At 62.1% G+C, this 26,067-nt stretch carries 29 protein-coding genes, 1 tRNA gene and 1 pseudogene; 11 read left to right on the plus strand and 20 right to left on the minus strand.

The window, feature by feature from the left end; translation table 11 throughout:
- Nucleotides 1-410: 410 nt before the first annotated feature.
- The 3 genes from Q4C89_RS03650 (at nucleotide 411) to Q4C89_RS03660 (ending at nucleotide 4,736) form a co-directional block, all read left to right on the plus strand.
- Complete coding sequence (locus Q4C89_RS03650; RefSeq protein ID WP_303101246.1) at nucleotides 411-1,115, plus strand: hypothetical protein; 705 nt, start codon at nucleotides 411-413, stop codon at nucleotides 1,113-1,115.
- Nucleotides 1,112-1,720, plus strand: a complete 609-nt coding sequence (locus Q4C89_RS03655) for a hypothetical protein (RefSeq protein WP_303101247.1) — start codon at nucleotides 1,112-1,114, stop codon at nucleotides 1,718-1,720. The genes Q4C89_RS03650 and Q4C89_RS03655 overlap by 4 nt, the downstream gene beginning before the upstream one ends.
- 142 nt (nucleotides 1,721-1,862) lie before the next feature.
- Nucleotides 1,863-4,736, plus strand: a complete 2,874-nt coding sequence (locus Q4C89_RS03660; RefSeq protein ID WP_303101248.1) for a 2-oxoglutarate dehydrogenase E1 component — start codon at nucleotides 1,863-1,865, stop codon at nucleotides 4,734-4,736.
- A gap of 257 nt (nucleotides 4,737-4,993) precedes the next feature.
- Here the strand turns inward: Q4C89_RS03660 and Q4C89_RS03665 are convergent, their stop codons facing one another.
- The 8 genes and pseudogenes from Q4C89_RS03665 to purF all read right to left on the minus strand — a co-directional run bounded on the left by Q4C89_RS03665 (nucleotide 4,994) and on the right by purF (nucleotide 11,187).
- On the minus strand, nucleotides 4,994-6,019 hold the full coding sequence (locus Q4C89_RS03665) for a GGDEF domain-containing protein (RefSeq protein ID WP_303101249.1): 1,026 nt from the start codon (nucleotides 6,017-6,019) through the stop codon (nucleotides 4,994-4,996).
- Nucleotides 6,020-6,072: 53 nt separating this feature from the next.
- A complete protein-coding gene (locus Q4C89_RS03670; RefSeq protein ID WP_303101250.1) occupies nucleotides 6,073-6,771 on the minus strand; it encodes a histidine phosphatase family protein in 699 nt (232 codons plus the stop codon).
- A 43-nt stretch (nucleotides 6,772-6,814) separates the two neighbouring features.
- Complete coding sequence (locus Q4C89_RS03675; protein WP_303101251.1) at nucleotides 6,815-7,441, minus strand: bifunctional 2-polyprenyl-6-hydroxyphenol methylase/3-demethylubiquinol 3-O-methyltransferase UbiG; 627 nt, start codon at nucleotides 7,439-7,441, stop codon at nucleotides 6,815-6,817.
- A 12-nt stretch (nucleotides 7,442-7,453) separates the two neighbouring features.
- Nucleotides 7,454-7,666: pseudogene (locus tag Q4C89_RS03680) on the minus strand (YwbE family protein).
- Between the two features lie 11 nt (nucleotides 7,667-7,677).
- Nucleotides 7,678-8,241, minus strand: coding sequence for a dCTP deaminase (gene dcd, locus Q4C89_RS03685; RefSeq protein WP_303101252.1), 564 nt, complete (start codon nucleotides 8,239-8,241; stop codon nucleotides 7,678-7,680).
- Nucleotides 8,242-8,248: 7 nt separating this feature from the next.
- Entirely contained in the window at nucleotides 8,249-9,100 is an 852-nt protein-coding gene (locus Q4C89_RS03690) for a hypothetical protein (protein WP_303101253.1), read from the minus strand.
- Between the two features lie 217 nt (nucleotides 9,101-9,317).
- The gene (locus tag Q4C89_RS03695) at nucleotides 9,318-9,635 is read right to left on the minus strand and encodes a hypothetical protein (protein ID WP_303101254.1); all 318 of its coding nucleotides are present in this window, start codon (nucleotides 9,633-9,635) and stop codon (nucleotides 9,318-9,320) included.
- Nucleotides 9,636-9,756: 121 nt separating this feature from the next.
- A complete protein-coding gene (gene purF / locus Q4C89_RS03700) occupies nucleotides 9,757-11,187 on the minus strand; it encodes an amidophosphoribosyltransferase (RefSeq protein ID WP_303101255.1) in 1,431 nt (476 codons plus the stop codon).
- Between the two features lie 130 nt (nucleotides 11,188-11,317).
- Between purF and Q4C89_RS03705 the strand changes: the two genes are divergently transcribed.
- Nucleotides 11,318-11,656 (plus strand): endonuclease domain-containing protein, encoded by a 339-nt coding sequence (locus Q4C89_RS03705; RefSeq protein ID WP_303101256.1) that lies wholly within the window; start codon nucleotides 11,318-11,320, stop codon nucleotides 11,654-11,656.
- A gap of 116 nt (nucleotides 11,657-11,772) precedes the next feature.
- Here Q4C89_RS03705 and purL read toward each other — a convergent pair whose 3' ends face one another.
- Genes purL through purC form a run of 8 tightly spaced genes read right to left on the minus strand, consistent with a single transcriptional unit; the run spans nucleotide 11,773 to nucleotide 17,405 of the window.
- Nucleotides 11,773-14,007 carry a phosphoribosylformylglycinamidine synthase subunit PurL gene (gene purL, locus Q4C89_RS03710; RefSeq protein ID WP_303101257.1) on the minus strand — a complete coding sequence of 745 codons (2,235 nt, stop codon included), beginning with the start codon at nucleotides 14,005-14,007 and terminating at the stop codon, nucleotides 11,773-11,775.
- Nucleotides 14,004-14,558: a GNAT family N-acetyltransferase gene (locus Q4C89_RS03715; protein ID WP_303101258.1), complete on the minus strand. Its 555-nt coding sequence runs from the start codon at nucleotides 14,556-14,558 to the stop codon at nucleotides 14,004-14,006. Before Q4C89_RS03715 ends, purL begins: the two co-directional genes overlap by 4 nt.
- On the minus strand, nucleotides 14,555-14,986 hold the full coding sequence (locus tag Q4C89_RS03720) for a type II toxin-antitoxin system VapC family toxin (RefSeq protein ID WP_303101259.1): 432 nt from the start codon (nucleotides 14,984-14,986) through the stop codon (nucleotides 14,555-14,557). Before Q4C89_RS03720 ends, Q4C89_RS03715 begins: the two co-directional genes overlap by 4 nt.
- The gene (locus Q4C89_RS03725; RefSeq protein WP_303101260.1) at nucleotides 14,983-15,354 is read right to left on the minus strand and encodes a hypothetical protein; all 372 of its coding nucleotides are present in this window, start codon (nucleotides 15,352-15,354) and stop codon (nucleotides 14,983-14,985) included. The genes Q4C89_RS03720 and Q4C89_RS03725 overlap by 4 nt, the downstream gene beginning before the upstream one ends.
- A gap of 31 nt (nucleotides 15,355-15,385) precedes the next feature.
- On the minus strand, nucleotides 15,386-16,045 hold the full coding sequence (gene purQ / locus Q4C89_RS03730; protein ID WP_303101261.1) for a phosphoribosylformylglycinamidine synthase subunit PurQ: 660 nt from the start codon (nucleotides 16,043-16,045) through the stop codon (nucleotides 15,386-15,388).
- Nucleotides 16,042-16,293, minus strand: a complete 252-nt coding sequence (gene purS / locus Q4C89_RS03735; protein ID WP_303101262.1) for a phosphoribosylformylglycinamidine synthase subunit PurS — start codon at nucleotides 16,291-16,293, stop codon at nucleotides 16,042-16,044. Before purS ends, purQ begins: the two co-directional genes overlap by 4 nt.
- 21 nt (nucleotides 16,294-16,314) lie before the next feature.
- A complete protein-coding gene (locus Q4C89_RS03740) occupies nucleotides 16,315-16,695 on the minus strand; it encodes a hypothetical protein (RefSeq protein ID WP_303101263.1) in 381 nt (126 codons plus the stop codon).
- Nucleotides 16,692-17,405: a phosphoribosylaminoimidazolesuccinocarboxamide synthase gene (purC, locus tag Q4C89_RS03745; protein ID WP_303101264.1), complete on the minus strand. Its 714-nt coding sequence runs from the start codon at nucleotides 17,403-17,405 to the stop codon at nucleotides 16,692-16,694. Before purC ends, Q4C89_RS03740 begins: the two co-directional genes overlap by 4 nt.
- Nucleotides 17,406-17,711: 306 nt before the next feature.
- On the opposite strand from purC, the gene Q4C89_RS03750 reads away from it, so the two are divergent.
- On the plus strand, nucleotides 17,712-18,446 hold the full coding sequence (locus Q4C89_RS03750) for a M23 family metallopeptidase (RefSeq protein ID WP_303101265.1): 735 nt from the start codon (nucleotides 17,712-17,714) through the stop codon (nucleotides 18,444-18,446).
- Nucleotides 18,443-19,408 carry a hypothetical protein gene (locus Q4C89_RS03755; protein WP_303101266.1) on the plus strand — a complete coding sequence of 322 codons (966 nt, stop codon included), beginning with the start codon at nucleotides 18,443-18,445 and terminating at the stop codon, nucleotides 19,406-19,408. The genes Q4C89_RS03750 and Q4C89_RS03755 overlap by 4 nt, the downstream gene beginning before the upstream one ends.
- A gap of 69 nt (nucleotides 19,409-19,477) precedes the next feature.
- Here the strand turns inward: Q4C89_RS03755 and apaG are convergent, their stop codons facing one another.
- The gene (gene apaG, locus Q4C89_RS03760; protein ID WP_303101267.1) at nucleotides 19,478-19,867 is read right to left on the minus strand and encodes a Co2+/Mg2+ efflux protein ApaG; all 390 of its coding nucleotides are present in this window, start codon (nucleotides 19,865-19,867) and stop codon (nucleotides 19,478-19,480) included.
- Between the two features lie 31 nt (nucleotides 19,868-19,898).
- On the opposite strand from apaG, the gene Q4C89_RS03765 reads away from it, so the two are divergent.
- From Q4C89_RS03765 to Q4C89_RS03785, 5 genes are all read left to right on the plus strand, one after another.
- Nucleotides 19,899-20,957 (plus strand): M42 family metallopeptidase, encoded by a 1,059-nt coding sequence (locus Q4C89_RS03765; protein ID WP_303101268.1) that lies wholly within the window; start codon nucleotides 19,899-19,901, stop codon nucleotides 20,955-20,957.
- Nucleotides 20,958-21,085: 128 nt separating this feature from the next.
- A complete protein-coding gene (locus Q4C89_RS03770) occupies nucleotides 21,086-22,120 on the plus strand; it encodes a hypothetical protein (RefSeq protein WP_303101269.1) in 1,035 nt (344 codons plus the stop codon).
- Nucleotides 22,121-22,190: 70 nt separating this feature from the next.
- Nucleotides 22,191-22,883 (plus strand): endonuclease III, encoded by a 693-nt coding sequence (nth, locus tag Q4C89_RS03775; RefSeq protein WP_303101270.1) that lies wholly within the window; start codon nucleotides 22,191-22,193, stop codon nucleotides 22,881-22,883.
- Nucleotides 22,884-22,955: 72 nt separating this feature from the next.
- A complete protein-coding gene (locus tag Q4C89_RS03780; protein WP_303101271.1) occupies nucleotides 22,956-24,176 on the plus strand; it encodes an MFS transporter in 1,221 nt (406 codons plus the stop codon).
- Between the two features lie 6 nt (nucleotides 24,177-24,182).
- Nucleotides 24,183-24,899 (plus strand): zinc ribbon domain-containing protein, encoded by a 717-nt coding sequence (locus tag Q4C89_RS03785; RefSeq protein ID WP_303101272.1) that lies wholly within the window; start codon nucleotides 24,183-24,185, stop codon nucleotides 24,897-24,899.
- A 76-nt stretch (nucleotides 24,900-24,975) separates the two neighbouring features.
- Here the strand turns inward: Q4C89_RS03785 and Q4C89_RS03790 are convergent, their stop codons facing one another.
- From Q4C89_RS03790 to Q4C89_RS03800, 3 genes are all read right to left on the minus strand, one after another.
- Nucleotides 24,976-25,308 carry a twin-arginine translocase TatA/TatE family subunit gene (locus Q4C89_RS03790; RefSeq protein ID WP_303101273.1) on the minus strand — a complete coding sequence of 111 codons (333 nt, stop codon included), beginning with the start codon at nucleotides 25,306-25,308 and terminating at the stop codon, nucleotides 24,976-24,978.
- A 127-nt stretch (nucleotides 25,309-25,435) separates the two neighbouring features.
- Nucleotides 25,436-25,511: transfer RNA gene (locus tag Q4C89_RS03795), tRNA-Ala, on the minus strand.
- Nucleotides 25,512-25,559: 48 nt separating this feature from the next.
- Nucleotides 25,560-25,883, minus strand: a complete 324-nt coding sequence (locus Q4C89_RS03800) for a hypothetical protein (protein WP_303101274.1) — start codon at nucleotides 25,881-25,883, stop codon at nucleotides 25,560-25,562.
- Nucleotides 25,884-26,067 lie beyond the last annotated feature (184 nt).

Consider the following 26,067-nt stretch of genomic DNA (forward strand, 5'->3'; position numbering starts at 1 on the left):
CCGCGCAGGAACTCATGAACGATGACCGGGTGCGGAGTGCCTACCTGGGCGTGTAGGACAGGCCGAGAGTTGAGCGCTGGAGGGGGTTGCGGGCGAGAAAGCCGCAACCCTCTTTCATTGCCTCATACGGAACTGGGCTTTACTCCGCACATCCGAGGAAAGCGCCCGAATGTGCTCTGCTGCGCAGCTTTGCAAGTCCGCGTCGCCCAGCCCCGCTTTTTCTTCTTCTCGCTCTGCTCGGAAAAATAGTTCGGATGCCCAAACTATTTTTCGAAGCCGTATCAGAGGTTAAAAGAAGCCGGAATCCCTTGCTGCTGATCTCATTCTGATTGATTGAATATCGAGATTTATTGCTAGGAACCGTCCTCTCTTGTCAAAGAGTCGGTTCCTGTTGTTATAGTGAGGACGTTATGAAAACCTCCAGCCGTCTGGTGCTGGCGGGCGCAGGCCTATGCATGATGGGCCTGCTGTCCTCCTGCTTTCCTGTTCGCCCCCCCTACGAAAAACCTGTAACGGTTAAGTTCACCTTACCCGCCGATTCGGCTACCGAGAAGCTGTCGGTGGCGGCGCTCTACACCACCCGTGACACTGCCGGAAACGTGATTCAAAAGCGCGTGGACAACACGCTGGGGTATGTCTACGGCAGCGAGGGCAGCGTGACCCTCTACAAGGCGCAGCTCGACAAGGTGATCTCTGACCAGAACTGCCTGCCCTACCGTGCCGACAAGGTCAAGCAAGTCACCAAGCCTGCCAGCGTGCGAAGCTGCGACATCAATTTCGTGGCGTACGACCCTGCCCAGATGGCGGGCGACCCCACCACCGCCAACCTGCGCTACCTGACCCACGACACCTACAGCTACGCCAGTGAAGCGTATACCTACACCTCGACCTTCAGCGGCAAAGACGGGGATGCCACCGTGACCTCGCAGGAAACGGGTAGCCGCCGCGCAGGCTGGAGCCTGGTCACGCACCTGGTGCTCAACCCCAGCAGTACGCCCAATACCTATCAGGTCATTCGGAACAGCGTGGACGACAGCCAGCTCAACTTGGCCCGCACCATGCACCGACCCAGCGATTACTTCACCAGCATGAGCGTCACCGGAGGCAAGCAATGAAACGACTTTCCATCAAGGCGCTGCTGGGCGGCATCGTGCTCACCTCGGCGCTCGTCTCCTGCGGCCAGAACGGCTCAGCGCCCGACCTCGGCGGCCTGCCCCCACTGGCGACGGGCATCACGGTGCGTTTTGACGCCGCCCCAGCCAACACCTACCTGACCCTCAGCACCGAGGGCGGCGAAGTGGTCTACCAGAAGGCCGTGAGCGAGGGGGCCATGTCTTTTGCCCCTGACCTGAACGACTGGCGCAGTCTGTCGAGCCGCGCCGCTCCCATCAAGCTGAACACCGGCGTGACCACCGAGCCGCTGCTGTTCCTGAAATGGGGCATGTTTCAGGACAAGAACACCAATGGCAAGCCCGACGAGGGCGAGTGGCTCGACCGCATGACCCATGACCGCGTGGCCTACGCCGAAAAAGCCGTCAAGGTCGAGTTCGACACCGAAACGCCCGCCATGCACCACGTCTGGACACTGAACCAGGGCTGGACCCGCGCCGAGCACTACGTCTACCGCCCGCTGGGAAGCAGCACCTTCCAGCGCCTCTCGCGCAGCACGGCTGCCTGGGACTTCTGGCTGCATACGGCGACGCCTGTGACCAGCATGTAAAACCAGTCCACCACCCGGAAGAAGCGCGGAGAAGAGTTGGCCCGCGCTTCTCATGTTTTTGCCCCCGGCCCCCCTGTCCAGTCCCTCCAAACGGTGACACGGCCCGCCCAAAAAAGAGGGCGAACGGCGTATCCTTAGACTTATGACCCAGTCGCACGACGAGCCGACCCAGACGATGATGTGGGGTGGAAACGCCGCCTTCATCGAGGGGCTGTACGAGAGCTACTTGCAAGACCCTTCCTCGGTGGATGCCGAGTGGCGCAGCTATTTCGACGACCTGCGCGGCGGCGCGAAAGACCGCGTTCACAGCGAGGTGCAGCAGCGCTTCTACGAACTCGGCACCCAGCGCCGGGGCGGGGCCGTGGTGCCCGTGCCCCAGGGCGTCAGCGGCGCACAGCAGGCGGCGGGTGCTCTGGTCACCGCCTACCGCGTGTACGGCCACATCAGCGCCAAGACCAACCCGCTCAAGCTGCGCGGCATCCCGGTGGTGCCCGAACTGACCCCCGAGTTCTACGGCCTGTCCGAAGCCGACCTGAACGAGCAGGTGCAAGACGGCCCCTTCAGCGGCACCCTGCGCGACTTTATCGGTCAGCTTCAGGACACCTACTGCGGCTCCATCGGCTTCGAGTACAACTACCTGCCCGCCAAGGAACGCGCCTGGTTCCAAGAGCGCATCGAAAAGGGTCAGGGCCAGGGCCGCTATGGCCTCAGCAAAGAAGAAAAGCAGCGCCTTATGCACAAGCTCAACGCCGCCGAGGGGCTGGAACTGTACCTCAAAAACCGCTACCCCGGCGTCAAGCGCTTCGGCTTGGAAGGCGGCGAGAGCTTCATTCCGCTGATGGACCGCATCATTCAGCAGGCGGGGGCCAAGTACGGCGTCAAGGAAGTCGTGGTGGGCATGGCGCACCGTGGCCGCCTGAACACGCTGGTCAACATCTTCGGCAAGCCCAGCGGCGTGCTGTTCGACGAATTCGACGGCAAGAAGAAGCTCAGCGACGACCCCGATATCGCGGGTGACGTGAAGTACCACATGGGCTATTCCAGCGACGTGCGCACGCCCGGCGGCCCGGTTCACATGGCGCTGGCCTTCAACCCCTCGCACCTGGAAATCGTGTCGCCTGTCGTTCACGGCTCGGTGCGTGCCCGTCAGGATCGCCGGGGCGACAGCGAGCGCAAGCAGGTTCTGCCCATTACCGTTCACGGCGACGCGGCGGTGTCGGGTCAGGGCGTGGTGATGGAAACCCTGAACTTCAGCCGTCTGCGCGGCTTTACGACGGGCGGGGCCATCCGTATCGTCATCAACAACCAGATCGGCTTTACCATCTCCGACCCCCGCGACACCCGCAGTAGCCGCTACTGCACCGATGTCGCCAAGATCGCCAATGCGCCCGTGCTGCACGTCAACGGCGACGATGTGGAAGCGGTGGCGTTTTGCGGCGACCTCGCCATCGCCTACCGTCAGGAATTCGGCAAGGACGTGTTTATCGACCTGATCGGCTTCCGCCGCAACGGTCACAACGAAGGCGACGAGCCGCGCATGACCCAGCCTGTCATGTACCGCGAAATCGACCAGCACCCCGGCACCCGCGCCCTCTACGCTGCCCAACTGGAAAAAGAAGGCGTGCTGGCAGCGGGCGGCGGCGACAGCCTGGTGAACGACTTCCGTGACCGCCTCGACCGGGGCGAAACCGTGGTCGAGGAAATGGAAAACCTGGAGCAGAGCAAGCTGGCGGTGGACTGGAGCGACTACACCGGCACGCACTGGAAGGCCGACGAGGTGGCGACGGCGGTGCCTGAAGCCAAGCTACGCGAACTGGGCCTCAAGCTGACGCAGGTGCCCGAAGGCTTCAAGGTTCACCGCACCATTGAGCGCACGGTCATCAAGCCGCGTGAAGCCATGAGCAAGGGCGAGCAGCCCCTGGACTGGGGCATGGGCGAAATGCTGGCTTACGCCTCGCTGCTGGACGAAGGCTACGGCGTGCGCCTGGTCGGTCAGGACTCCGGGCGCGGTACGTTTGTTCACCGTCACGCCGTGCTGCACAACCAGGACGCGCAAGACCCGCTGAACGAGGAATACATGGCGCTGGCCCACCTGCGCGAAGGCCAAGGTCAGGTGGAAGTCATTGACTCGACCCTCTCCGAAGAAGCGATTCTGGCCTTCGAGTACGGCTTCTCGACTTCTGAACCCAAGAGCCTGGTGCTGTGGGAAGCGCAGTTCGGTGACTTTGCCAACGGCGCGCAGGCGGTCGTTGACCAGTTCCTCAGCGCGGGCGAAAGCAAGTGGCAGCGCCTCAGCGGCCTGACCATGCTGCTGCCGCACGGCTACGAAGGTGCCGGCCCCGAACACTCCAGCGCCCGCCTGGAGCGCTACCTGCAACTCTGCGCCCAGAAGAACATGCAGGTCGTGGTGCCTTCTAGCGCCGCCCAGATTTTCCACCTGCTGCGCCGTCAGGTCTTGCGCCCCTACCGCAAGCCCCTGATCGTGATGACGCCCAAGAGCCTGCTGCGGAACAAGCTCGCCATGTCGCCCCTGAGCGACCTGACCGACGGCGTCTTCCAGGAAGTCATCGGCGACAGCGACGTGCAAAACGCCCGCCGCGTGATTCTGAGCAGTGGCAAACTGCACTGGGAACTGCATGAAGCCCGCGACAAGGACAAGGAAGGCTACGCCGGAACCGCCCTGATTCGCCTCGAACAGCTCTACCCCTTCCCGATGGACGAGGTGAAGGCCGAACTCGCCAAGCACCCCGGCGCTCAGGTGGTGTGGGCCCAGGAAGAACCCGAAAACCAGGGCGCGTGGCTGATGATCTGGGAAGACCTGGAAAACTGCCTGCAACCCGGTCAGACGCTGACCCATGCCAGCCGCCCCCGCAGCGCCAGCACCGCCGTCGGCTACGCCAGCGTACACACCAAGGAACAGGCCAAGGTCATTGCCGACGCCCTCGGCGAACCCGTGACCCAGAAGGAAATCGAGGCGCAGGTCGACCTCAAGCCCGAAGCCAGCGCTCAGGGCTGAGCCAGAAACGCCCTCAACAACCCAGTCCGGCTCCCTGAACAGGGGCATGCCGGACTGGGTTTTCTGCGGCTGATACGGCTCCGAAAAAATAGTTCGGGTATCCAAACTGTTTTTTGAAGCCCTATCAGAGCATTTGACATGAAAAGACACCCCCCTCCCCAAGCTTTCGCAAGGCCCTCTGCTTCGCAGCTTTGCAAGTCCCCCATCAAGGGAGAGGGTCAGAAGAGGCCAATCCATCCTTATGTCAAATGCTCTAATTATCCGTCGTTCCCAGTCACCAGTTGATTGCGGCCCCGGGCTTTGGCTTGGTAAAGCCTCAGGTCGGCCTGGGCGACCACCCCAGCCAGGTCGTAGGCGTGCAGAAAAGACGCGACCCCTATGCTCACCGTCAGGGGGGGCAGGCCCGGCGGCTGACTGCGGCTCACCCCTTCACGAATCTGCTGTGCCACGGTGACGCCCTGCGCCGGGGTGACATTGCGCAGAAACACCGCGAATTCCTCACCCCCCCAGCGGCACACCAGGTCATCCGGCCCGACCTGCGCCTGCATCACCCGCGTGACGTGCCGCAGCGCCTCGTCGCCTGCCTGATGGCCGAAGCGGTCATTGACCTGCTTGAAATGGTCAAGGTCGAGCAGCAGCAGCAGGTGAGGGCCGCCCAGATGGGGTTCGACCTGCTCGATCAGTGCCTGACGGGTCATGGCTCCGGTCAATCCGTCGTGCTGCACCTGCCAGCGCAGCACCTCGTTGTGGAGCCTTTCTTGTGAAATCAGTTGGCCGTGCACCGTCAGGTAGAGGGTGACGCCGCCGGTCAGTCCCACCAGCGCCAGCAACACGGGGTCACGCTCTCCGGCCAGCCCCGCCGCCACCAGAAACAGCAGGTAACAGACGACCCCCCCGGCCACGGCCTGACGCAGCGGCAGCAGCGAAAAGAAAATCATGGTCATCAGCACGGTGTCGAGCACCATCCAGGCCGTAACGCCCCGGTGCAGCAGCACGCCCCCGTAAACGTCGGTGCCCAGCCAGATGGCCGCTATGCCGAGGCTGAGAAGGCGCACGGCGAGCCACCCGCCGGGCTGACGGTTGAACCAGTACGCCGCCAAGCTGCCCAGCAGTCCTAAGGTGGCGGGCCAGTGAATCAGACCGGACGGATAGAGCGCCGAGTCGGGCAGCAGCAAAATCGCGAGGTGAAAAACCGTGAAGAGCGCCGACAGCCACGCAATCATGCGCCGCCGCAGCGTGGGCACAGGCCGCCGATGTGTGGCGGTTGAACTGGACGCCTTCACAACTGTTCAGGGTAGCCGGGCAGATTGACAACCCTCTGACTGCCGAGAAGTCTTTATTGACTGAGCAAATCGGCCCCGAGGTGGTCGAAACGGTTGACCCAGCCCACCAGCGGCCCCCAGTCGGGGGGGGCATCGGGGGCAGGCAGGGTCAGCAGGGTGGTCGAGGTGTTGTAGACCATGAAATACGCTGCGCCGTGTCCCAGCAGTGACCGCAGCAAAAACTGCGTGAAATGCCCATGCGTGACCAGCGCCGCCACATCGTCGGGGCCATGCGCGGCGCGCAGGTCTTCCAGCACCCGAGCCGCCCGCGCCAGAAACGCCGCCTCGTCGCCTTCGCGCTCGAAGCCCCCGGCCCAGGCTTCGGCGGCACTCAGGTCGGCAGGCCAGCGCAAAGCCGGGTTCTCGGTCAGCAGTTCGGCGTGGGTCTTGCCCGGTACGCCGTAGCCCACGCCCGCCTCGTCACGCACAAACAGCCCCCCGGTTTCGTGGGCATGGGCCAGCCCTTGCACGCCCAGTCCCAGCGCCGCCGCCAGGGGAGCCGCCGTCTGCACCGCCCGCGTGGTCAGGCTGCAATACAGGTGCGTGACCGCCTGAAAGGTCGGGTCGGTGCGGGCAAACTCGGCCAACGCCTGCGCCTGCTGCCAGCCCAGCGGGGTCAGCGGTGGGTCGTGCGAGCGGCCCGTAGTCTGCCCGGTTTCGGCATACAGCAGGTTGTTGGTGGACTGGGCATGACGGATAAGCAGCAGGCGCATGGGGAGAGGATAGACGCCTTTGCTCTATCTTCTCTTATCTTCTCTACCGCCGCACCAGTCGGGCAAACTGCACGCCGCCCACCCCGAAGGCGTCGCCCAGCACGCAGCCGGGCAGGTGCCGCTCGACCCAGGTCAGGTCGGGGAAGAACAGCCCACCCCACCGTCCCAGTCCTCCCTGGAGTGCGCCTCCCGTCGGGGCGGCCCACATCAGCCAGAGTTGCCCCCCTGGCCGGAGCCGCCGCTCCAATTGGGTCAAGAACAGCGCCGGCTGCGCCGTTTCGTTGAGTGTCGCCCCCACCGTGATGCCGTCGTAGCTCGGGCTGCCCCCGGCCCCCGCCGCTTCCAGGTTGACCTGTTCCCAGACGATTCGCGCCGAGGGTTGTTCCCGCTGCGCCTGCCGCAGCATCGCCGCACTGAGGTCGGCGGCACGCACCCGGCACCCCTGCCCGACCAGCACGCCCGCGTAAAAGCCCGTGCTGGTGCCAGCGTCCAGCCAGCTTTCCCCCGCCTGCGGGCGGCACAGCGCCAGAAACAGCCGCGCTTCCCGCTCCAGAGAAAATGCCTGCCCCGATAGCAGCGACAGCGAATGCCTGCGCCACCACGAGTACCCCCAGGCGGTCAGCGGCAAAAAGTTGGTGCGCTGGGCGGGGGTCAACCGGGGAGCCGTCATCTCGCGTCTACCTTACTGCTCCACCGCTGCATTCGGGGGTGTGATGGCCTGCACCCGCCCCACTTCGCCCGTCGTCAGGCGCACCTTGATGCCGTGCGGGTGCGAAGGCTTGGGCGTGAGGAGTTAAGAAACGATGCCGCGTGTGAGTTTTCCGGTGGGCTGGTCATGCTTTTGCACGATGTCCACGGTCAGGCCAGGGTGGATTTGGGAGTGGAGGGGGAACATAATTTTTTTCGCTACTTTCGCTGCATTGCTCTTAGAATAGGTATATCTCTATCTTCAGCGGCTTTCGAAGCAGTTGGGGAAGTATCTCCATAATACTTTCGACTATCCTCATCATAGATAAGATCTTCAGATATATTGTATAGCTTTACCTGAATTATTCTGCTCCCGACTATTAACTCTACTGGGTTATTGCTATCGTTTGCTATCTCGATGGGGATGCAGCCTCTGAATCCCGGCTGCAATGTCGTAGCTATGCGAATACCTAGCCTATTGTAGCTGCTCCTGGTTATAACTTCTGCATACACATTACTAGGTAGCTTGATATACTCCAGGCTAGTTGTCAGAACAAGCTGGCTTGGGTATACCAAAAAGCCTTCGCCAAGATCGCGTCGTGTTTTCTGGAAGTACGATGTAGTATTCCTAAAATTATTATCTTTGGTAATTGATATATAGGAGGACCTAGTATTTACAGAAACAAGGAAGTCATACCCAAGCCGCAAATCTACCGAAATATTGCCAATTTGTCCTTCTTCAAGAAGAGGGTCTATAAGAACCCCATCCGTTTCAGAATTCACTATTTCTCTAAGTTCCTGACGAGTTAGAATTGACAAAACTCCACCTCTCTCTTATTGAGAAGTTTCTTATGGACTTAATAACCAAATCATTCGTGACTCTAAAAACTTGAGAATAGTTTTTCAGATCGGTGTCTCTATAGGCTCTTTTTAGAAATCCCCAGTATGAGACTAGCGTACCATGAGCTTCTTCTGTACTCTTAATTGGAAAGGTAACCGTCTCATTGAGGTGGGTAACTATATCTGGAGCAGAGAAAAAAGTATTCAGCTTTTGCATTCCTAGTGCAGAAATAGCCTCGTTTAAAAATGAGGTCAACGGGGTTTCCCTTGAACTTAGAAAATTCTTCACATGTTCACTGCGTTTGCTGGTAGCTGGGTGAGTCGCCGAATCAAGATCAGATGCACCTAATTCAAATAGGAAATCCGTGATTGTTTCTCCAACAAAACATGCCGCAAAGGTATCACAGAAATATTCACTAAAATGGTGTCTAAGAACAAAATTCCTCCCGTCCTGACTCAGATCATTAAATTCTTGAGGGAGATCAAGATAGGATATGACTGTCGGATTTGCAGTCAAGAGCATATATTCGCTTATGCTAAATTGACGATCAATAAAGTGGCCCAATTCGTGATACATTGGTATCATATATAGTGCGTTCTTAGAATAGAATGATGGCATAGCAATCTGTATAATCGGAATGTCCTCGCTAGTCAGCTTAATATCAGGTAAAAGTGATTTGATCTCACTTATAACATTAATATTTGAAAAGTAGAACGACGTATTATTGTTGGTAAATGCAGTAATTATCACCGCGTCTTGCTTTATAAATAGATTTAATGACAATTGAAGAAGGTATTCCATCTCGTATGGAATCTCCTTCGTGTTGCTGTTTGATATATGATTGTACGATGACCAAATCATGGCCGATATGCTCGATATTATTTTAGGATGAATGTCATCGAAATTTTCTATACAATAGTTTAGGGAGACCCTTAAGTCATCTATATAGTTATAGATTTTGGGGTTAAAGTATGGAATCTCACTTAAAGCAGTGAGATTCCCAGAAAGTAACAAGAGATCAGAATAGGCGAGCAAACTTTGGCCCCATGTGTTTAAGTAGCGCTGCTACAGCTTCTTCACTAAGGTCATCGATATCTTTTAGAGATCGCAGAGTCGTTGACAGAAAACTGTCGGATTTGATTGATACAGCCAAGCTCAGTGCATCCTTGCTAAAATCCTTATCGATTCTGCCAGTTTCGGCAATTTTTAATGCGGATAACATGATCTCATTTGCTCGATCTTTAAGGTAGTCTGGGGCAGTTTTATTTTCCGCTTTGATTTCCAAAAATAGTCTAAAGCTGCCATTTCCTATACTATCTCGTGGTTGTGCGGCCATAAGCATAGTAGACCTCCCACATTACGTAACTAGCAAAACGACGCCTTTTTGATTACATTTTGCTTGAGACATCTAAGCACATTCTTCTCGCCAATGCGAAGAGTCCTCTTGTGCAATTGTCTCACCCTTCCAACGCCAACTTATCCACATCGTTCAGTAACGGCGTGCCAGCCGGGTAATCCCCGGTAAAGCACGCCGAGCATAAGCCGGGGCCGCCGATGGCTTCCCGCAGGCCGCCTTCGCTGATAAAGGCGAGGGTGTCGGCCCCGATCAGTTCGCGGATTTCCTCAATGCTGTGCGTGCTGGCGACCAGTTCTTTGCGGGCGGCGGTGTCGATGCCGTAAAAGCACGGGTGCGTAATCGGCGGGCTGGACACGCGGAAATGCACCTCGGTGGCTCCCGCCTCGCGCAGCAGGTTCACGATCTGGCGGCTGGTGGTGCCGCGCACGATAGAGTCGTCCACCAGAATCACACGCTTGCCCCGCACGGCGCTGGTGGGCGAGAGCTTCATCTTGACCTTCAGTTCGCGGGCTTCCTGCGTGGGGGCGATGAAAGTGCGGCCTGCGTAGGGGTTCTTGTAGAGGCCGTAGTCGAACGGAATGCCACTTTCGCGGGCGTACCCGATGGCCGCGCCGATGCCGGAGTCGGGCACGGGCACCACGATGTCGGCTTCGACGGGCTTTTCGCGGGCCAGTTGCTCACCCATGCGGATGCGGCTTTCGTGGGCATCAATACCGTCCAAGCGGCTGTCCGAGCGGGCAAAGTAAATCCACTCGAACGAGCAGGGCGTGGGCTGCCCCGGTTCCACCATGATGGAATGCACGCCTTCGCGGTCAATGCTGACCAGTTCGCCGGGCTGCACGTCGCGCAGCAGCTTCGCGCCCACCGCGTACAGGGCGCAGGGTTCGGAGGCCAGCACATACGCGCCGTCTTCCCGCTGCCCCAGCACCAGCGGGCGAACACCGTGCGGGTCTCGAAAGCCGAGCAACTGGGTGCGGCTCATCAGCACGCAGGCGTAGCCCCCTTTCAGGCGTCTCATGGCGTGGACGGTGGCTTCCACGAGGTCTTTGGCACTCTCGCGGGCCACCAGATTCAGCATCACTTCGCTGTCGTTGGTGGTCTGGAAGAGGGCGCCTTCCGCCAGCATTTCGGCGCGGACTTCCAGCGCGTTCACAAAGTTGCCGTTGTGCGCGAGGCCCAAGATGCCCTTGTTGGTACGGGTGGTGAGCGGCTGGGCGTTGAAGCGCAGATTGCTCCCCGTAGTCGAATAGCGCACGTGCCCGATGCTGACGCGGGCGTTGGGCAGGCGCACACTGTCGAGACGCCGCTCGTCGAAGACTTGCGTGACCAGGCCCAAGTCCTTTTCCACATGGAATTTGTCGCCGTCGCTGACGCACATGCCCGCCGCTTCCTGCCCGCGATGTTGCAGGGCGAAGAGGCCCAGGTAGGTCATCCAGGCGAGGTCGTTGGGCTGGGGGGAATAGATGCCGAACACGCCGCATTCTTCGCGGGGCTTGTCGAGGTTGAAGTCGTTGAGGTCGTGGTTAAGCATGGATGGCTCCTGAGAAGACCCCTCACCCCTGCCTGCGGCAGGCCCTCTCCCCAAGGAGAGGGTCAGTTCTCCCCCTCTCCCTGGGGAGAGGGCCTTGCGAAGCAAGGGGTGAGGGGTCTTTACTCCCCACATGGGGGCAACTCGGACAGAGAGGGCGCGGCAATTGCGGCGCAATCAGACGGAGGCGGAAGACAAGCTTTGGCATGAGCTAAGGGGCAGCAAGTTAGGCCACAAATTCAGGCGGCAGCATCCTATTGGGCCGTACATCGCTGATTTTGCCTGTATTACCAAAGGGCTGGTCGTGGAATTGGATGGTGGGCAGCACGCCGAAGAATCCGCCCGCCTGTACGACGCCGAGCGAACGGCCTACATCAACGCGGCTGGATTCAAAGTGGTTCGCTTTTGGAACAACGAAGTGCTGGGAAATATGATTGGGGTTTTGGAAGTGATTGAGGGGGAGTTGAAGTGACCCCTCACCCCCTTGCTGCGCAAGGCCCCTCTCCCCTTGGTAGAGGGGAAGAACCGACCCTCTCCTTGGGGAGAGGGCCTGCCGTAGGCAGGGGTGAGGGGCGCGAGGGGTCACTTTCACCCCAGAATCCCCTTCAGAGGCTCTTCCCAGGCGGTTTTCAGCGTTTGCAAGTTCACGCTCAAGTGTAGGTGCTGCGCGGGTGCGGACACCGTGACGGTAGGCACATCCAGCGTTTCGCCCAGCACCGCGTAAGGCACGCCGAGTTCTTCCAGTTTGGCTTTGGCGGCGGCTTGGTCGGCTACGGCGACAATCACGCGCCCGTGGCCTTCACCGAACAGCAGGGCATCGGCGCGAATTTCTTCGGGGGCGTCCAGCGTTACCTTCAGGCCCAGATTGCCAGCAATCGCCATTTCTGCCAGCGCCACCGCCAGACCACCTTCGGCGCAGTCGTGGGCGGTGTCGGTCAGCCCTGCGCGGATGAGGGCCAGCGTGCCGTCCACCACCTTCTGCACGGCGGCGAGGTCAAGGGCGGGCACCTGTCCCGCTTCCAAGCCGTGAACGGTTTCCAGATACTGGCTTGCGCCGATGCTATTCGCATGTTGGCTCAGCAGAATCAGCGTCTGGCCTGCCGCTTTCAGGTTGAGGGTAGCGCGTTTTTCTGCGTCGGGCAGCACGCCCACCATGCCGATGGTCGGGGTGGGGTGAATCGCCACGCGCTCGTCGCCTGCGGTGTACTGGTTGTACAGGCTCACGTTGCCGCCCGTGACGGGGGTGTTCAGGGCGCGGCAGGCGTCGGCGATGCCCTGCACGGCCTGCTGAAGCTGGTAGTAGACCTCGGGGCGGTGCGGGTTGCCGAAGTTGAGGTTGTCGGTAATCGCCAGCGGCGTCGCGCCCACGCAGGCGAGATTCACGGCGGCTTCAGCGACAGCGGCGGCAGCGCCCGTGTACGGGTCAAGCTGCACGAAGCGGGGGTTACAGTCGGAGGTCGCTGCCACGCCCATGCCCGAGCCTTTCACGCGCAGCACGGCGGCGTCGGCTGCCCCAGGGACGACCACAGTATTCGTCATCACCTGATGGTCGTAGCGCTCAAAGATGGGGCGCTTGCTGGCAATCGTCGGATGAGACAGCAAATCCGCCAGCACCGCGCCTAGGTCGGCGGGAACGGGTACGCCGCTGAGGTCGCGTTCGCGGGCGGCCTTGATGTCTGCCGATTCCACGCCCTCGCGGGTGTATTTGGGCGCTTCGTTCAGCATGGCGACAGGCAGGTCGCACACGGTTTCGCCGCGCCACGTCAGGCGGTAGCGGTCATGGGCCTCCACCTCGCCGATGTCCACCACGTCCAGTTCCCATTTCGCCAGCAGGTCAAACAGTTCCTGCTCTTTGCCGGGGACGGGCACCAGAATCATGCGCTCCTGCGACTCGGACAGGCACAATTCCATCGGCACCATGCCCTCCTCGCGGGTGGGTACGTCGTCCAGGTTCATGGTGATGCCCAGGCCAGCGCGGTAGGCCATTTCACAGGTGGACGAGACCAGACCTGCCGCGCCCATGTCCTGCACGCCTGCCACCAGACCCGCCTGAATCGCCTCCAGCGTGGCTTCCAGCAGCAGTTTTTCCATGAAGGGGTCGCCCACCTGCACGGCGGGGCGGTCGGCCTGCGAAGCGTTGGACAGGTCAGCCGACGAGAACACCGCGCCGCCCAGCCCATCGCGGCCCGTCTTGGAGCCGACGTAGATGATCTTGTTGCCGACTTCGCCCATCGTGCCCTTGGCGAGGTCTTCGTGGCGCAGCAGGCCGAGGGCCATCACGTTGACCAGCGGGTTTTCCTGATAGCTGGGGTGAAAGGTGACTTCGCCGCCCACGGTGGGCACGCCAATCGCGTTGCCGTAGTGCGCGATGCCCTCCACCACGCCGTTCACCAGAAACTTGGTGCGGGGGCTGTCGGGGTTGCCGAAGCGCAGGCTGTCCAGCACCGCAAAGGGCCGAGCACCCATCGCAAAAATGTCGCGCAGGATGCCGCCCACGCCCGTCGCCGCGCCCTGCACAGGTTCCACGGCGGAGGGGTGGTTGTGCGACTCCATCTTGAACGCCACGCCCCAGCCGTCGCCGATGTCCACCACGCCCGCGTTTTCGCCTGGGCCTTGCAGCACTTGGGGGCCAGTCGTGGGAAAGGCGCGGAAGAGGGGGCGGCTGTTTTTGTAGCCGCAGTGTTCAGACCACATCGCGCCGACAATGGCGGCTTCTAGCGCGTTGGGTTCGCGGCCCAGTTGCTCAGCGGCGAGGTCAAATTCTTCGGTGGTGAGGCCAAAAGTGGCGGCTTGGTCACGGAGGGATTTAGTGGGTTGGGTCATGGGGTTGGCTCCTTAAGAAGATAGGGTTCTTCCTGAAACGGTTTACGACTGAGGAGGCACAGAGGATCCGCGCGCTTATGAATCAAGAACTCAAATTCAAATTTCCAGCCTTTTGAAACAAGGAGGCGCGCAAAATCAGAATTAGCTTGTGCACGAGCTAAGAAATGTTCGGCTGGATGAATCGCGCTCACTTCACATAACAAACGGCTCCCAATACCTAGATTTCGAAATTCGGGCTGGACGTAAAGTTCTACTATCTCCCAATACGGTTTGGAGCTCAGTTGCGATTCGAAACTTTGAAGCCTTGGCGCAAATCGAGAATCCAGCCATTTTGACGCCTTGTGTCCAATGACATATCCCACGGGTTTGCCGCTATCTAAGACCGCGACAAAACCTTTCGACTGAGGCATTGATAGTTTTTCATCGAAAAAACCAGCCGCCATTTGCTCGTCATATCCGAAAATTTGAGCAGAAAATTCGACCAAGGCATCAAACTCAGCGGTGTCTGCCTTCAAATCTAATAAACATATTTCGGCGCTCTTTCCGCTCACGCCACTGCCTCCGGCATCAGCTTCTTCGCCGCTTCCTCTAGCCTTGCGTCGAAGGTGACGAAGCGCAGGCTGACGCTCCCGCGCAGGGCGAGGGCTGAAGCGAGATGCAGGGCGTCCATAGCGCGGAGGCCGCGTTGGGCTTTCATGACTTGGGCGGCGCGGGTATTCACTTCTGGGGTCACGTCCAGCACGATGACCGTCTCCCAATCGTTGGAAAACCGCTCCAGCTTGTCGGTGTAGTCGGCTTCATCAAAAACGCCTTCGTGAAAAAGGCGAGCGAAAATGCCTGTGACTTCGGCGTAAGCGATAACGCAGGTGGCAACCTTCGGGTATTCACCCAGCAAATCAATGACCCTTTGCTGCTCTGTATTGTCCTCGTCTAAATACAACTTGGCGAGGGCATTGGAATCCAGATACAAAACGGTCAAGGTTCACGCCCTTCAGAAATCAGGCGGGACACAGTACCAGACGGTAGGCCGAGGCGTTTGCCGGAGCCGCTGTAACGGAAGGTCTTGTCAAGATTCGGCGCAGTTGCAGAAGGTTTTGGGGACGCATTTGCCTGCCGTTCCAGCCGCTCGACCACTTCGCCTAGCTCTACCTTCTTGCCCCGCAACCGTTCCAGAGCGTCCAGCAAGGTGTAGACCGTCGGCAGGTCAATGCGCTGGGCAGGCTTTCGGGCCAAGCCGTAGACCGTGCTGGCAGGCACTTGGCCCTCAACCTCTTTGACCAGCGCATAAGCCGTCAGCCCATGCTCTTGCAGGTATTTGCCCAGATTGAACAAAGGAATAGCCGTCATACTCTAAGTTACCATACTGCGAGAAGTCGTACTATTTCACCTTCAAGCTTTCAAACACGCCCTTGCCGTCTTCACTGCCCAGCAAAAGCTCCACGGCCCGCTCGGGGTGGGGCATCATGCCCAGCACGTTGCCGCGCTCGTTGACGATGCCCGCAATGTCGTTGAGGCTGCCGTTGGGATTGTCGGCGTAGCGAAAGACCACGCGGCCCTGCTCCTCCAGTTCGGCAATGGTGGCGGCGTCGGCGTAGTAGTTGCCCTCACCGTGCGCGATGGGGATTTCGAGGGTCTGCCCCTCGGCGTAGGCGCGGCTAAAGGCAGTCTGGTTGTTCTCCACGCGCAGATGCACGGGCTTGCACATGAAATGCAGTTCCTTGTTGCGGCTCAGCGCACCCGGCAGCAGGCCGCTTTCGGTCAGCACCTGAAAGCCGTTGCACACGCCCAGCACGTACCCGCCCGCTTCGGCGTGGGCTTTGACCGCGTTCATGATGGGGCTGCGGGCCGCAATCGCGCCGCTGCGGAGGTGGTCGCCGTAGCTGAAGCCGCCGGGCAGGAACACCAGTTCGGTGCCTTCGGGGAGCTTGGTTTCGGTGTGCCAGACAAACTGGGCACTGTCGTCCAGCAGCAGCTTGGCCGCGTGCAGCGCGTCGGCGTCGCAGTTGGAGCCAGGGAATTGAATAACGGCGGTTTTCATGCCTCGGCAAGCTCCCAGCGGGCGTCTTCCATGATGGGGTTGCTCAGCACGTTTTCCACGATGTCTTTGAGTTGCGCTTCCACGTCGGCGCGTTCGCCCGTCAGGTTCAGCTCAATGTATTTGCCGATGCGGACGCTGCCCACGTTGCTGTGGTTCAGGTGGCTCAGGGCACGCTCGACGGTGCGGCCCTGCGGGTCGAGAATGGAAGGCTTGAGGGTGACGTAGATTTTGGCTTGGTAGTTGGGCATGGTTTTTCCTTATTTCAAATTTCAAAGAACGTGAACGTCACTTAAACGCAGACCAGGAGGGGGTGCTTTCGGATCGGGATTAAAAATGGCGGTCAGGTCTGAAGGCTCGTCATCAAACCAGAGTGTGAAGTTCACTTGGAAAAGGTACTGGTCAGGAATGTCGTTATCGAAGGCATAGAAATCAATGCTTTGAAAAGCCGTTTCTGGTGGCATGGTCATTGTGCCGGGATAACGCTGAATTTCCTCTGCGACAATGGGTAGGCCGCCTAATCCCTTTTCCGTGATTTCTTGTAGTTCTGGATGGAGAAGGTGCTGAGTAAGCAACCTTTCATAGTGGCCGCTGACCAGTATTTCTACTGTTGCGCGGATTTGTGAGCGAGCTTCCTCTAGAAACGGACTCACACCTTGCTCGTCACCCTCTTCAGCATTTCCGCATAAGCCTCAGCCTCGCCGCCCAAATCACGGCGGAAGCGGTCTTTGTCCATCTTCTCGTTCGTTTGCGCGTCCCAGAAGCGGCAGGTGTCGGGGCTGATTTCGTCCGCCAGCACGATTTCGCCGCTCGCCAGCTTGCCGAATTCCAGCTTGAAGTCGATCAGGCGCACGCCGCGTTTTTCAAAGTAGGGCACGAGGAAATCCCGAATCTTGAGCGCCAGTTCGCGGATGCGTTTCAGGTCGTCTTCGCTGGCCCAGCCGAGTGACACGGCGGTGTCGGTGTTGATCAGCGGGTCGCCCAGTTCGTCGGACTTGTAACAGTATTCCACCACGGGGCGGCTCAGCGGCGTGCCTTCTTCCACACCCAGGCGCTTGCTGAACGACCCGGCGGCGACGTTGCGCACGATGACTTCGACAGGCACGATGGTCACGGCCTTGACGCGCTGGTGGCGCTCGTCCAGCTTCTCGATGAAGTGGGTGGGAATCCCGGCGGCTTCGAGCTGGGGGTACAGGTGGGCGGTAATCGCGTTGTTGGTCTGGCCTTTGCCTTCCCAGGTGCCGCGCTTCTGGGCGTTGAAGGCGGTGGCGTCGTCCTTGTACTCGACGATGTACTCGCTTGGCTTGTCGGTGGCGTAGACCTTTTTGGCCTTGCCTTCGTACTTCATTTCGCCTTTGTTCATTGGTTCCCCCAAAGTAGGAAAAGCGCCCCCCGCAGTGGCTCGGGGCGACGCTGGAATGTCGCGGTGATGGGCATATGTGTCCTCCGGTGCCGCCTCTCGGACGGACTTACCGCTGGCCTGGGCAGGAGCGGGGCGTCTCGCGGGACGCGACAGGAAGAAAAAAGTCATGTCAGCCGCGTACCGGGCTGCCCGGTCAGATTAACACTTCCCCAAGGGACAAAGGGGGTGGGGTTCCTGCCCGCTGGACACCTCGCCCCTGTAGGCCGAGCTACGGCGGCTTGCCCGTTGCTGCGTCAACCTAGACCCATGACCAGAGTTTCGCTGGCCCTGCCGCTGGGGGCCTCGCTGCTGGCGGGGGCACTGAGCGGCACCGCCCTTGCCCGCTACGGTACGCCCCTCCCCGACAGCGCTCTCGCCAAACCCGCCGGACAGTTCGGCCTCCCCTTTGCGGGTGCGCCCGGCCCCGACACCTGGCTGCTGGGGCAGGGCTACGGCAACACCACCGGGGCTTACCGCCAGCGCCGCAGCACCTACGGCAACTTGCAAGGCATCCACGCCGGGCTGGATTTCTCTGCCCCCTGCGGCACGCCGGTGCGGGCCATCGGCGACGGGGTGGTGGCCGAAGTGGACGGCCCACACGGCAGCCCGCCGCACAACGTGGTCATCGACCATGCGGGCAACCTCTCCAGCCTGTACGGGCACCTGCGGGTACGCTCGGCGCTCAAGGTGGGGCAGAGCGTGAAAAAGGGACAGGTGATCGGAGAAAGCGGCGACTCGCAGTTCACCTGCGTCAGTGCGCCGCACCTGCACCTCGAACTGCGCGACCGTTCGCACCAGCGGTTTCTGAACCCGGTGCCCTACATTGCCGCCGACTGGAACAGCCTCGCGCTGGCGGGCAGCTTCGGGCGCGGGTACGAGTACGACCTCGACCAGCCGCGCAAGTGGCAGACCCCGGATACCCAGCCCGGCGCCCTGCGGGGTGGGCCGCTGCTCAACGACTTCCGGCGGCCCTGGCCTCCTGCACCGGGGGGGGCGCGGTGAGGGGGCTGCTGGCCGCGCTGCTGCTCCTGGGTTCGCTGCACGGTGCCCAGGCCGCGTCACTTCCTTCGCAGGCAGTGCTGACGGGCGGGTGCTGCGCGGGGGCCGTGTGGACGCCCGATTCGAGGGCACTGCTGTTTCTGGACGGTGCGCCCGCTCGCCCGAGCACCGCCATCTATCAGGTTCCGGCGGGTGGGGGAGCGGTCACGCGGCGCTTTGCCACCGTCGCCTTCTATTCGCCCCGGCTGCTGTGGCAGGTCAGTCCCGGCAGCGGCGTGAATACCACCCTGCGCCGCCTCGCCGATGGGCGCACGTTTACCCTGCCCACCGACCGGGCCGACGTGACCTGGACCCCCTCGGAAAATCGGCTCGCCTACGCCCGCAGCGACACCACCGGCAACTATGACCGCCGCGCCACACGCATCTTCGTGGCCGACATGTTCGGGGCGCCGCGTCAGGTGGCGACGGTGTACGGCGGCGGGGTGGTGGGCTGGCTGGACGAACAGACGCTGCTGCTCAGCGGCAAGGGTGCGCCGGGCAACCGGGACCGCGAGCTGTTCACCCTCGACACCCGCACTGGCGCGAAAAAGGTGTTGCGTACCGCGCTGGGCTTCCGCGCCGTGCAGCTCAGTCCCGGCGGCAAACAGGTCGCCTACACCATTTCCTTTGACCGAAAGGAGCGCAATGGCCTGTGGTTGCAGGACACGGCGGGCGGCCCGCCCCGCGAACTGGGCGACTTCGGTTCCTACCGCTGGCGCGACGCCCGGCGCCTGCTGCTCATTCCGCTGGACTCGGGCCGGGTGCACCTGCTGCGGCAGTACGACGTGGGCACGGGCAGATGGACCACGCTCGGGGACCTCGGGGATCAGGTGCGGCAGGGCGACTGGAACGTGAGTCCCGACGGCACGCGGGTCAGCTATCTCAGCGCCCGCGACGGCAATGTGCGGGTGTTGCGGCTGCCCTGACACTGATCGCGCTGGCCCCAACGAAATTCACCGCCCACACCGGAGCTGACGTGCGGGCGGGTGCAGGCTTCAGTTCAGCAGCCGCTCCCCCGATGCAGGCAGCACGTCCAGGCGAAACGGCGGAATCGGCACCCGCGCCTGCTCGCCCCAGGCGTTTTGCATGACGTAGTGGCCTTCCATGCGGCCCGGCAAGGCGTCCACCGTCACGAACGAGTTGTAGGTGTAGCGCCCACCGGGGGGCAGCAGCGGCTGCTCGCCCACCACGCCCTCGCCTTCGACGGTGAAGGTCTGCCCGTCGCCGCTGGTGATGTGCCACAGCCGCCTGAGCAGCTTCCAGGAATCGGGCGAATGGTTTTCGATGGTGATGAAGTAGACGAAGAGTTGCCGGGGTGGGTGGCTCTGGCCCGGCACGTGTTCGACCCTGACCGTCACGACCACGTCTTGCAGAAAGGAGGACATGCCCTGATGCTATGGCTCTAGACTGCGGTTCATGTCTTCAACTTCACCTATCAACCGTGAATTCCTGTTCGCGCTGCTGTCCCAGGCTGCCCCCAGCGGTTTCGAGCGCCGCGCCGCCGACGTGTGGAAGAAAGAAGCCCAGAGCTTTGCCCGCGTCAGCGAAGACCATTACGGCAACGCCTACGCCGAAGTCGGCCCCGAGGACGGCCCCACCCTCGCCCTGATGGGCCACCTCGACGAAATCGGCCTGATCGTCTCGCACGTGGACGACAAGGGCTTGGTCAGCGTGCTGGGCGTGGGCGGCTGGGATCCGCAAGTGCTGGTCGGGCAGCGCATCCGCGTACTGGCCCCCGGCGGCGACCTGATCGGCGTGATCGGCAAAAAAGCCATTCACGTCATGGACCAGGACGAGCGCAGCAAGGCCAGCAAACTGGAAGACCTCTGGATTGACCTGGGCCTGGACGCCGATGAAGTCAAAGAACTCGTGCCCGTGGGCACTTACGCGGTCATCGAGCAGGGGCCGATGATGGTCGGCAACAAGGTGGTCAGCCGCGCCATCGACAACCGCATCGGCGCATTCATCGTGCTGGAAGCGCTGCGTCAGCTCGCAGGCGACGACCTCAAGCACCGCGTGGTCGCCGTGGGCACCAGTCAGGAAGAAATCGGCGTCTTTGGCGCCCAGACGAGCGCCTACCGCCTCGACCCCGTAGCAGGCGTGGCGGTGGACGTGACCCACGAAACGGGGCAGCCCGGCGTCAGCGAGAAGAAGTACGGCACCGCTCCCTTCGGCTCGGGTGCGAACGTGGCGGTCGGCCCCATGAGCAACCCGGTGCTGGTGCGCCAGCTGACCGAGGCGGCCCAGCGCGAAAATATCCCCTACACCCTCTCGGCGACGGGGCGCTACACCTTCACCGACGCCGACGCCCTGACCATGACCCGTGCGGGCGTGCCTTCGGGCGTGGTCAGCATCCCCAACCGCTACATGCACAGCCCCAGCGAAATGATCGACGAGCGCGACGCCAAAGCCTGCATCGACCTGCTGGTGGCCTGGGTGCGCGGTCTGGACACGGGGGCCGACTTTACCCGCTGAGAAAGCCTTTTTTCTGCGAGTAGCCGTGCAGGTTCCTGGGCATTCGGGGAGGTTTCCCGGAGGCCCTTTTTGTTCCACAAGGTCTTCTGCAAGGGCCACCGAACGCTGCACGCGGTACGCTGAGGCCCATGCCGACGCGTTTTGCCGCCCTTCTGACGCTCGCCCTCGCCGCGTGGCTGCCGAGCGCCCAGGCCCAGGTTGTTCCCTCCGACCCGGCCTCGGCCCCCGCTGCCGCTCCTACCCCGGCGCCGCCTGCCCCGGTGGTCGGGCCGAGCCAGCCGTCCTCTGCGCTGGCCGCCCCCGCCGATACCCTGCGCGAGTACCGCCTGAGCGAGACGACCCGCGTGCGCTACGAAAACGTCAAATTCGAAGTGACCGGGGGCACGCCGCAGCAGGCCAGCGCCTTCCAGGGTCAGTTCGAGGCGGCGCTCAAGGCACGCGAGGGCGAACGCGGCGCCAATTACAAGCAGTTCGTCAAGGTGCTGCCCGCCGAGGGCACGCCGGGGCGCTACCTCTGGAACAGCCTCAGCACCGAAGGCGGCAAGACGGTGTCGTCGCGTTCGCTGCGTACCCTGGGCGCTGGCGGGGGGCTGGCTTACCAACCCGACGCCCCCCAACCCGACGCCCCGCAGTCGCCCGCAGACGCGCCCATCGCCGCGCTGATGGCCCAGCTTCAGAAAGAACTGGCCCACGCCCACGCCGAACTGCTCGCCAACTTCGACCCCGCCAGCTTTGGCCTGCCCGCCGACCCCGCCACCGCTCAACTGCAACCGGGACAAGCCTTTACTCGTGTCAAGGTCTTGCGTCCGCCTCAGCCTTTCGCCACGTTGCCGGGGTTGAACAATATTGGTGCGCCGCTTCAGGTGGAGCAGCAACTGCGCTTTGAGAACGTGCAGGACGGCCATCTGGTCTTCTTCCGGCAGGCGCGGGTGTTGCAGCCTGGGCAAATCGTGGGCGGCGCGGGCCAGATGGTGCTGACCCTCTCGCGCTACGTCTACGACGGTGAATTGCGCCTCGCCCCCGACGGCCTGCCCACCAGCGCCCTGCGCGACGAAGCCTACGCGGTGCAGGTCAGCGGACGGGTACAGCAGGGCGACCTGACGGCGCAGTTCAGCTTCACGGTCACGGTGCTGTCGGCGCTGACGCTGAACCCGGTGCAGTAACTCCGGGCCATCTGCCCTCAGGCCTAAGCCTTCTGGCTTAGTGGCTTTTCCCCCTTGTACCCTGCCCCCTGTGACCCGGCCCTCTCCTTCCCGCACTTCTTCGTCACCGCGCCTGCCTGCCGGAGCCAGGGCCAGAGCGCCCCAGGTGCTGTCGGCGCTGGAACAGCTCTACCCCGATGCCCGCACCGAACTGGAATTTTCCACGCCCTTCGAGTTGCTGGTGGCGACGGTGCTGTCGGCGCAGGCCACCGACGTGAGCGTGAACGCCGCCACGCCCGCGCTGTTTGCCCGCTACCCCGACGCCCACGCCATGAGCGCGGCAAGTGCCGAGGACATCGAACCCTACATCCGCTCCATCGGGCTGTACCGGGGCAAGGCGAAGAATCTGGCGGCCCTGGCCCGGCTGCTGGTCGAGCGGCACGGCGGCGAGGTGCCCAACGATTTTGGCGCGGTGGTGGCCCTGCCCGGTGCGGGGCGCAAGACCGCCAACGTGGTGCTCAGCAACGCCTACGGCTACCCCGCCATTGCGGTGGACACCCATGTGGGCCGACTCGCCCGGCGGCTGGCCCTGAGCGTACAGACCAACCCCAACAAGGTGGAAGCCGACCTGCAAAGGCTGTTCCCCAGGGAAAAATGGGTCTTTTTGCACCACGCGCTGATCCTGCACGGACGCCGCATCTGCCACGCCCGCAAGCCGCAGTGCGGGGTCTGCGCGATGGCGGGGTTTTGTCCGAAAGTGGGGGTGGAACATGCCGAGGGCTAAGCGAAGAGGGTGGAGGGGAGATACAGCTTTCCTCACCCTCACCCCTTCACCCTCTACGCAAAGGGGCCGCCCATGAACTGGCGCTTTTCCCGCCAACTGTGGCTCTACCTCATTGCCGTGTTCAGCTTCGGGCTGTCGCAGGCATTCGCCTCGCTGTTTCTCAATTTCTATTTGCGGGCGCTGGGCTTAGACGCCGCGTGGCAAGGGCTGATTAACGCGCTGCCCGCCGTCAGCATGGCGCTGCTGAGCCTTCCGGCGGTGGCGCTGGCCCGGCGCATCAGCAACGCGCACACGCTCAAAATCGGGGCGGTGCTGGGGGCCGTCGGCACGGCGCTGCTGGCGTTTTCGCCGGGGCCGCTGCTGGCGCTTATCGGCGTGACGGTGCAGGGCGCAGGCGCGGCGCTGACGATGGTGGCGGGCGGCCCTTTCATGGCGAACAACACCGACGAGAGCAACCGCGTGACCCTCTTCAGCCTGCAAAACGCCCTGATGACGGGCGCGGGGTTTCTGGGCAACCTGCTCGGCGGGCGCGTGCCCGAGCTGTACGCCGCCGCCACGTCTACCGAGCCGGGCGGTTTGGGGGCGCTGCGGGCGGCCCTGCTGGTCGCCACGGCCCTGCAAGTGTTGGGGCTGCTGCCCGTGCTGGCGCTGCGGCCCACCGGAAAAACCCGTCCCGACGGGCGCTCGTTCGCCGTGCGTGACAAGGCGAACATGGCGCGGCTGGTGCTGCCCAACGTGCTGGTCGGCCTGGGCGCGGGGGCGACCATTCCCTTCCTGAACATCTTTATCGAGGGCAAATTCGACATTTCCTACGCCAGCCTGGGCAGCCTGTTTGCCTGGACGAGCCTCGCCACGGCGGTCACGGTGCTGATTCAGCCCGCGCTGGTGCGGTCGCTGGGCCAGTTGCGGGCGGTGCTGGTCGTGCAGGTGAGCAGCCTGCCGTTTCTGGCGATGCTGGGGTTCTCGCCCTTCTTGTGGCTGGTCACGCTGGCGCTGTTTACCCGAGGGGCGCTGATGAATGCGGCTGGCCCGGTCTACAGCGCCTACGCCATGACGCTGCTGCCTGAAGACGATAGGCCCATGTACTCGGCGGTCAACATGATTGCTTGGAATGCGGGCTGGGCACTGAGCAGCGTGCTGTCGGGCGTGGTGCGGGGAGCGCTGCCCTTTACAGCGGCCTTCAACGTCCTGTTCGGCTGGACCCTGGCGATGTACGTGGCGAGCATCCTGGCGACCTATTTCGGGCTGTACCGCCGCGCCCCCGCCCTTTCCCAGACTGGCGGAGTACACTGAAAAGCGATGAGTGAGCTGACTCCCCTGCAGCGCCTGCACCGCATTCAGGCCATTGACCTGAATCTTGACCGCCTGCGAGCCGAGGAGGGCAACTTCCCCGAAGACCTCCGGGCTGCCCGGCAGGAGCAGGACAAACTGAACAACGACCTCGAAGACACCGAAATCACCCTGGAGGGCGTCGAAAAACAGGTGCGCCGCCACGAACTCGACCTCGCCAGCCTGCGCGAACAACTCGCCCGTGCCCAGGAGGAGCAGGAGAAGAACGCCTTCGACGCCCGCGCCCAGAGTCAGTACGGCAGCCGGATTCAGATGCTCGAAGAACGGGCCGAGGAACTCGAAGAAGACCTGGTGCCCCTGCGCGAGCGCGTGCAGGAACTGACCAACAAGGCTGCGGGCCTGCGCGACCAGCACCGCGCCCTGCGCCCCCAACTGGGCGAACTCGAAGACCGCGACGACCAGCGTATTCAGGGCCTGCGCGACCAGGGCGAAGGCGAACGCCAGGAGCGTGCAGACCTCGTCGGCAGCCTGGACGCCCGCACCGTCAAGGAATACGACATGATTCGCAAGGCCAAAAAGGGTGTGGGCCTCGCCGAAGTGCGCGGCGGGCGCTGCTCGGCCTGCAACGTCGTGTTGCCCGTCAACGTGCAGCAAAAAGTCGCCCAGGCCAAGCTGCCCCCCGTCAAGTGCCCTTCCTGCGGACGCTTCCTGATTCGCTTGGACTGAACCAGGACGCAGTGAAGCGCAGCCCCATCCGACTGACCGGGTGGGGCTGCGTTCCGTTTCGTCCGGGGACGGTGTTTTAGGCTTCCTTGTGGCCTGCTACCGGGTCAGGCGTGGCGGCCTGGGTAACGGCAGGCTGGGGAATCACGGCTGCTGCCGCGACGGGCGTGGGGGCGGCCTGCTCCACCTGGGGCTGGGCCGCGATGACCTGCACCTGCGCGGGAGCGGGGGCCGTAGGGTTGACCCCCTGCATGGCCCCGTCGAACTCTTCCTTGAGGCCCTGGGTGCTGCGGCGGAATTCGCGCAGGCCCGCGCCGATGCTCTTGCCCAGTTCGGGCAACTTGCGCGGCCCAAAGATCAGCAGGGCCACGAGCAGAATCATCAGAATTTCAGGTGCGCCGAGATTGGGCATGGTCGTCTCCTTGGGAACCGCAGTGCGCGGCTCGGTGAGGCACAGTGTAGGCCGGCTCCATCAAAGCAGGGTGAAATGGGGGAAACATAAAATGAAAAAAGACGCTGCCCGCAGGCAACGTCTCTTCTGGTGGAGCTGAGGGGATTCGAACCCCTGACCTTCTGAATGCCATTCAGACGCGCTCCCAACTGCGCCACAGCCCCGAACAGCTCAGCTAGTTTATAAGCGCTTTCCGATTCTGTCAACGGGGGTCAGGCGGGGCCAGATGGTGAGCAGGGAGGCACATCTCCGACTGCCGTCCACTCGCATTCGGTACAGACCAGCGTCACGTCGTCCGGCTGGAAATACTGCGCTCTGGCACGAGCGATTTCACGTCGTCGGGTGATGCCCTTGAAGCTGGCGAAGAACTGGGGAATGTCTTCTGCGAAGAGAGTGATGGTGCTCAGGCAGCCCCACGGGTCGTCTTGCACTGTCGGGTCGGACGTGTCCCGTCTGCGGCTGCGGCGGCGGTACTGCGCGTAGGGCAGCGTTTCCGCCTTGCAGCGGTGGCAGGTGCCGGGGGGTGGCATGTCCATAGATTCAGTCTGCGGCCCTGAAGGTGGGGGGTCAAGCCGGAACGGGGGTGTCTCCGGCCTCTGTCCACGCGGTAAAGCGTCTGAATGTCATCGGTGCGCCATTCCTGAGCAGTTATCCCTGAGGGATGACCACGAAGCGTGACCCTGAATTCACCATCGGGATAATGCCCATCTGCCAAGCCGG

The sequence above is a fragment of the Deinococcus sp. genome (assembly GCF_030523985.1).
Taxonomy (GTDB): Bacteria; Deinococcota; Deinococci; order Deinococcales; family Deinococcaceae; genus Deinococcus.